A 6,339-nucleotide genomic window follows, 5' to 3' on the forward strand; every position below is an offset into this window, starting at 1 on the left:
TCAACTGCTGATAATTCATGTTGGTACTGCTTTATCTGTGGTAAGAAGAAGTGTATCAACTTCAGCAGTTGGCTTCTTCTACACCTGATTTGCAGTGTCGCACTTATTATCTGAATTTAGGTGTATATAATTAGAGATTCTGACAATCACTAAGGAATCCAGTCTCATGAAGATATTGCCTTCAATGTTACCAGTTTTATTGGTATCAGCTTTCTCAGCTAATGCCAGTGCAGCTAGTTGTGGTTCATTCACCATAGCTGATATGAACTGGAATTCCGCAAGCCTCATGGCCCATGTGGATCAATTTATTTTGAATAATGGCTACAATTGTGATGCAGAGTTAATACCTGGCGATAGCGTTCCAACAGGTATTTCCATGATTGAAAAAGGCCAACCAGATATTGCCCCAGAACTTTGGACAAACGGAATAAAAGAAGCACTGGATAAAGGCGTTGCTGAAAAACGCCTACGTTATGCAGGAAAATCTTTGGTAGATGGTGGCGAGGAAGGCTTTTGGGTTCCCGCTTATTTAGTTAAAAAATACCCTGAAATGGCGACAATACAAGGCGTTATCAAGCACGCTAGTTTATTTGTAGATCCAGAGAGTGAAACTAAATACGCTTTTTATGGCTGCCCCGCTGGTTGGACGTGCCAAATCACTTCAGAACATCTTTTCAACGCGCTTAAGCTAGGTCAACATGGTTTTGAAATGATTGATCCAGGTTCTGGTGCAGGACTTGCTGGGACGCTTGCTAAAGCTTACGACCGTAAACAGCCTTGGTTTGGTTACTACTGGTCACCGACGCCTGTGCTAGGTAAATACGATATGGTTAAAGTCGACTTTGGAAGCGGTGTCGATGAGAAAGAATATCGCAACTGCACAACTCAGCCTGATTGTCTGACACCAAAAGTCACCATGTATCCGCCTGCTCCTGTGTACACCGTCACCACAGAATCTTTTGCCAAGAAAGAGCCGCTAGCTTATCAATATTTCCAACATCGTGGCTTTACCAATCATGATATGAGCAAGATACTTGCTTGGATGGAAGAGAATCAAGCAGACGAAGAAACAGCAATGTATTACTTTTTAAACACATACCCTGAAATTTGGCAAAAATGGATCTCTAAAGACGCTGCCTCTAAAGTAGAAAAAGCGCTTGAATCCTAAATAATCTATTGCGACCAAGTAAATCGGATAAGCCCAAATTACTGCTTTTGATAGGCCAGTGATTTGGGCTTTTTTAGGCTCTCAAGCATACAATCCAAAATCCATTTGGTGTAAGCCTCATCCTCACTTTTGCTGAGAAATAACAGGTCTAAGCTGTTTTATGATTGCCGTCATGATTAGAAAAAACATAGGCGATGGATATTAAAGCTTAAGAAAAAATCTCACTGACTTCGCTCATCTTTCTTAATAACGCTCGTCACAACGCCAAATGTTTCTAATTCAGCGCCTTCTGAAGCTGCAATAGCAGGATATGCCTTATTCTTTGGCCTCAACAGCACATCAGGCTTAAGCTCCAATATTTTGACCGTCATCTCACCCAAAATCCAGGCAATAACAATATCACCGTGACGAGCAATTAGGGATTTATCCACCAGCAATACATCACCAAAATATATACCCGCTTCAATCATCGAATCGTCTTGAGCACGGACAAAATAAGTAGACGCTGAGTGAGCAGTACAAAATTCATTCACTCCTAAGGTTCGCTCAACAAGGTCTTGAGCTGATGATGGAAGCTCAGCACTAACAGATTGACCATAAAGAGGAATGCAGACACTGTTTGCAGAAATAAACGCTGCAGATTCAGTCACACCAAGATAAGAAACTCGCATAACACCTAGCCCTAGACTGTATATTTTCACAGTATAGGGCCAGAAAAAAAGAAAGGCTATTGGTATTTTTGCTTTACGTTGAGAGGTGTATATATTTATTCATTGCTGTCTATCTTTCACTCAAAAGTGCACCGGCAACGCCAACTTTAGCGATGAAGTGACCTGTCGTAACCAGTAACTACTGACTACGACATAAGTCTATTTCTTTTTAGTGAGTTTCTTAAACACGGGAAATAAAAGGGATGCCACAATAAGAACAAAGAAGAACCAGCTGATGCCTGTCGAGAAAAAAGTATCATATTCTCCTCGCGACATAAGTAACGCCCTTCTGAAATTGCTCTCTGCCATTGGGCCTAAAATTAAGCCTAAAATTATGGGTGAAGGAGATACGCCTATTTTTTTCAGAAAGTATCCAAACACACCAAAAACAAACATCACAATCACATCGAAGAAATTATTGGCTAATGAATACGAACCCACAAAACACAATAAGAAAATGATGGGAGTTAATACCGCTTTAGGCACACTTAACACGCGTGTAAACAAGCGAACACTGCTTAAACCAATACAAACCATAAAGATATTAGCGACAAAAAAACCAATAAAGATGGCGTACACTATAGCGGTATTATTTTGAAACAATAGTGGTCCTGGCTGTAACCCCTGAACCGTTAATGCGCCTATCATAATTGCAGCAACAGCGTCTCCCGGTACACCGAGAGTTAACATAGGAATAAGCGCCCCACCCGTTACGCCATTATTAGCAGCTTCTGGTGCAGAGATCGCCTCAGGTACACCAGTACCATACTTATCGCCATTTTTTGAAAGTCCCTTTGACTGACCATACGCAATAAACGAAGCGATATCGGCACCAACACCAGGAACACTGCCTATAAAAGTACCTAATGATCCAAAAATTGCGCTGTTTTTAAAAATAACCCGCCAATCTTCTTTATGGGGCAAAGCTTGAGTGATTTTTTTTGCGTCAGATTGTTTTTTCATCATATCTTCAACAGAGACAAATGCTTGGCTCATAGCAAATAAACCAATCATCACTGGAATGAAGTTCACACCGCTAAATAAATTCATATTGCCAAAGGTGAATCTAGCCACACCTGAAATATCATCAATGCCTATGGTCGCAATGAGCACCCCAAAAGCACCACATAACAAACCAATTAAAACCGACCGCCCCGAAATACTAGAAATAATGCATAAGCCGAAAACCGCCAACATGAAAAACTCAGGGGCACTGAATTTAAGGGCGAACTTTGCCAGATAAGGCGAAATCAGGATAAGGAAAAAACAACTAATTATGCCACCTAGAAAAGAACTGATGGTTGAAATCCCTAATGCCCTTCCAGCCTCGCCACGAGCAGCCATAGCATGACCATCTATCGCGGTTGCTGCAGAAGCAGGTGTGCCGGGGGTATTAAGCAGAATCGCAGAGATCGACCCGCCATAAACTGCCCCAACATACACGCCGATAAGCAAAAGTATACTGTGCGTTGCATCCATTCCGAATGTGAGCGGAAGAACAAGCGCAACCCCCATAGTGGTGGTTAGCCCAGGAAGACAGCCTATAAAAATGCCCCCGGCAACGCCAAGGAACATATACAATAAAACCGAGGGTTGTAGAGCCAAAAGTAATGCGTCAATAATCATAAGGACACCTAGAACAAAACGCCAAATTTGAATGACACATTAAGGAGATAGCTAAAAACAAAATAGACAGTGCTTGCTATCAACAATGCGCAGATAAGACTGATATACCATTTAAAGTTTCCGTAATAAGTTATAAGCACAAACAACATAGCCAAACTTGAAACAAAGAAACCAACATACATCACGCTGAAAAAATACAGAATAAGAGTAAGAATCGAAATAGCCACTCGCTTCTCATCACGGCTTAAAAAACCTTTCGCTTTAACGCTAGCCTGTCCATTTCGGAAATAGTTAATAAAAACCAAAATTGAACCAATCAGGATAACGATACAAATCATAAGGGGCCATTGACTTGCTCCGACACCTGAACGGCCACCACTATACAAATCAAGGCTTAACTTGCCAAAAACCAAAGCTAAAATGGCAAACATCAAAGCTAAATAAACATCACCCTTCTTCATTACATCTCCTTAAAGCGCACTGATTATTCATTAATAACCAGTGCGGTTTATGTTAAAGGGTAGAAATTAATTCTTTGTAGAATTTATTTTCGCGATCAAGTTTTTCTTGGAACTCTTTTGGCCCAATAATATCAACATCGTTATTAGACACGGCCATAAATGACTTAAACTCTGCAGAGTTTGCTGCTTTTAGAATGGCATCGGTCAAGTAGTTGACAATGTAGTCAGGTGTTCCAACCGGAACACAATACCCGCGCCACGTACCAATCGCTACATCGAAACCAAGCTCTTTGGCTGTAGGAATATTAGGTGCATCCGCCAATCTTTTTGGTGCTAATACGACAAGCGTTCTCAACAACCCAGCTTTCACTTGTGAAGCTACCTCGGCATAAGAAACCGAAACAGCGTCTAAATGATTACCAAGTAATGACGTAATGGCTGCTGAAGAACCTTTAAATGGAATATGAGTAAATTGAACGCCTGCGGCTTTTTCCATACCCACACCCGCTAGATGCCAAATGGAGCCGGTACCAGAGTTACCAAATAATAGGTTTTTACTTTTCGCCGCTTTAATCAAATCGCCGAGTGTTTTATAAGGAGAATCTGCTGGAACGGTAATCGCAGCATAACCTGAGTTTACAATCGCTAAAGGAGTGAATTTCTTATAATCAATGTCGCCGCCATTACCTGAATGTGGCAGCATAACAAGCTCTGGCGCCACCATAGTGATGGTTTCACCATTTGGCTTAGCGTGCATACCGTAGGACATACCAACGGAACCTGCTCCACCGGTTCTATTTTCTACCGCAATGCCTTTTGGAAATTCAGGTTTTAACGCTTCAGCAAGAGCTCGACTGACGCTATCCGAACCACCACCAGCAGAATAAGGCACAATAATGCGTACTGGGCTATCAGGATAATTTTCAGCGCTGTGTGCTAGTGAAGACATCCCCGCGGCAATTAAAGAAGAAACGATCAACGTTTTTATTTTATTTTTCATTTTTAATACCTTTTGTGTTTTTATATTTAGGTTCTTGGTACGTTTTAACAAATTTCTTAACTCGGCCTCTAGCTCCCATTAGTGATAACCAGAGGTAAATATGGTTCCTCTTAATACAAAACCATAACTGTCCTTTTAAAAGTGCTCCTTTATTTTCTTCATACCTTCTAAAAAGGCCAATTCACCATCTACAACCTCACACTTCAAATTTAAAGCATGACATGCAGATTGGTACCTATCAGAAAGCAAAACATTGCCGACAATATATATTTTCTCAGAACCAAGGCGGCTAAGTTCATTGCCAATAAGAAGTCCGGATAAATACTCTAATACTTCTGTTTCTTTTATTTTGTCGAATAACCTTAAGGTTCTAGCTGAAAAAACGGTATTCATCAATTCTGGGCCAAGATCACTCGATACCCCTTTGATGAATGAAGCCTGTGAGCATTCCTGGTTGGGTAAAGCCATTCCAATGATTGAATGTTTAGATAAAATAGAAAAAAACTCACCGGTCATATAGGTCTTAAAAGACTCTATTTTTCGTTTCTTTACGTTGACATGTTTACTGTGTGTACCCGGTAAAACGGCGGTAAAATCCGGCTCTGTGACCAAGCTCTGAAGACCGAGAAGCTGAACTTCTTCTCCTCTCATCACATCGAAAGAACCATTACTTAATGCCTCACATAAACCAGGCACAATAGTGGCTTGAGCCCCCCACGGCAAAGTAAACTGAATACTTTTACTTGCTATATCATTCAAATCAACCGGCACATATTCATAAGGTACTGGCACCCAGCCTTGAGCAGACCCAACCATGCCTGCCATAAAGATAGGCAATGTTTGATAATGACTAAGCCACACCGTTAAGACAGATTCTAATGCGGAAGCAAATTCACCATCTTTCACTTGCAGTAAGCCCATAGGCTTTTCGATTTTAGCAACAACATTACCAAGTTCATCAATAGCAAAAGCACGAAAATTAGTTGTGCCCCAATCAACAATTAACCAGCTAGCTTGTTTCATTTAATTAATCCTGAATTGATCGAGCATGTCTTCATACACATATGCATTACATTTAATAAGAAAAAATTAATCTGCAATTTAGTTAATACTTTTTGAAATATTATCACTGAATTTTTTTAAAATTGGTATTAACTCATTCATTCTTTCAAGAGGCATATATTCTTTAATACTTGTAATAGAAATTGCCGCGATTATATTCCCATACTTATTTCTTACAGGTACGGCGACACACCCCTGAATTCAAGTCCGAAGTGCGACACTTTTCATTTCAAGCAACCAAGCATAATTCCTTGAAAATCATAGCTGGTTGCTTGAACCCTAGACACTTTCTTGGGCGATTGTTTATTCGTC

The 6,339-nt window shown here is 40.5% G+C and carries 7 protein-coding genes; 1 reads left to right on the forward strand and 6 read right to left on the reverse strand.

Features of this window, described 5'->3' with window-relative positions; all coding sequences use genetic code 11:
* Positions 1-166: 166 nt before the first annotated feature.
* Positions 167-1,168, forward strand: a complete 1,002-nt coding sequence (locus E0D70_RS17350) for an ABC transporter substrate-binding protein (protein ID WP_133013522.1) — start codon at positions 167-169, stop codon at positions 1,166-1,168.
* Positions 1,169-1,389: 221 nt separating this feature from the next.
* Here the strand turns inward: E0D70_RS17350 and umuD are convergent, their stop codons facing one another.
* The 6 genes from umuD to E0D70_RS17825 all read right to left on the reverse strand — a co-directional run bounded on the left by umuD (position 1,390) and on the right by E0D70_RS17825 (position 6,228).
* Positions 1,390-1,869 (reverse strand): translesion error-prone DNA polymerase V autoproteolytic subunit, encoded by a 480-nt coding sequence (gene umuD, locus E0D70_RS17355; RefSeq protein ID WP_476703414.1) that lies wholly within the window; start codon positions 1,867-1,869, stop codon positions 1,390-1,392.
* A 168-nt stretch (positions 1,870-2,037) separates the two neighbouring features.
* Positions 2,038-3,504, reverse strand: a complete 1,467-nt coding sequence (locus tag E0D70_RS17360; protein ID WP_133013523.1) for a tripartite tricarboxylate transporter permease — start codon at positions 3,502-3,504, stop codon at positions 2,038-2,040.
* Positions 3,505-3,512: 8 nt separating this feature from the next.
* Positions 3,513-3,965 carry a tripartite tricarboxylate transporter TctB family protein gene (locus tag E0D70_RS17365; protein ID WP_133013524.1) on the reverse strand — a complete coding sequence of 151 codons (453 nt, stop codon included), beginning with the start codon at positions 3,963-3,965 and terminating at the stop codon, positions 3,513-3,515.
* 52 nt (positions 3,966-4,017) lie between these two features.
* The gene (locus E0D70_RS17370; RefSeq protein ID WP_133013525.1) at positions 4,018-4,965 is read right to left on the reverse strand and encodes a Bug family tripartite tricarboxylate transporter substrate binding protein; all 948 of its coding nucleotides are present in this window, start codon (positions 4,963-4,965) and stop codon (positions 4,018-4,020) included.
* A 135-nt stretch (positions 4,966-5,100) separates the two neighbouring features.
* Positions 5,101-5,988: a 2-dehydro-3-deoxygalactonokinase gene (locus E0D70_RS17375; RefSeq protein WP_133013526.1), complete on the reverse strand. Its 888-nt coding sequence runs from the start codon at positions 5,986-5,988 to the stop codon at positions 5,101-5,103.
* 78 nt (positions 5,989-6,066) lie between these two features.
* Entirely contained in the window at positions 6,067-6,228 is a 162-nt protein-coding gene (locus tag E0D70_RS17825; protein ID WP_133013528.1) for an IclR family transcriptional regulator domain-containing protein, read from the reverse strand.
* Positions 6,229-6,339: the final 111 nt, after the last annotated feature.

The organism is Marinomonas flavescens (assembly GCF_004352835.1).
In the GTDB taxonomy this organism is placed as follows: Bacteria; Pseudomonadota; Gammaproteobacteria; order Pseudomonadales; family Marinomonadaceae; genus Marinomonas; species Marinomonas flavescens.

Excerpts from the sequence above, each read along its gene's own strand:
- E0D70_RS17360 (WP_133013523.1), bottom strand. The coding sequence starts at position 3,504 with ATGATTATTGACGCATTACTTTTGGCTCTACAACCCTCGGTTTTATTG.
- E0D70_RS17365 (WP_133013524.1), bottom strand. The coding sequence starts at position 3,965 with ATGAAGAAGGGTGATGTTTATTTAGCTTTGATGTTTGCCATTTTAGCT.
- E0D70_RS17375 (WP_133013526.1), bottom strand. The coding sequence starts at position 5,988 with ATGAAACAAGCTAGCTGGTTAATTGTTGATTGGGGCACAACTAATTTT.
- E0D70_RS17370 (WP_133013525.1), bottom strand. The coding sequence starts at position 4,965 with ATGAAAAATAAAATAAAAACGTTGATCGTTTCTTCTTTAATTGCCGCG.
- E0D70_RS17350 (WP_133013522.1), top strand. The coding sequence starts at position 167 with ATGAAGATATTGCCTTCAATGTTACCAGTTTTATTGGTATCAGCTTTC.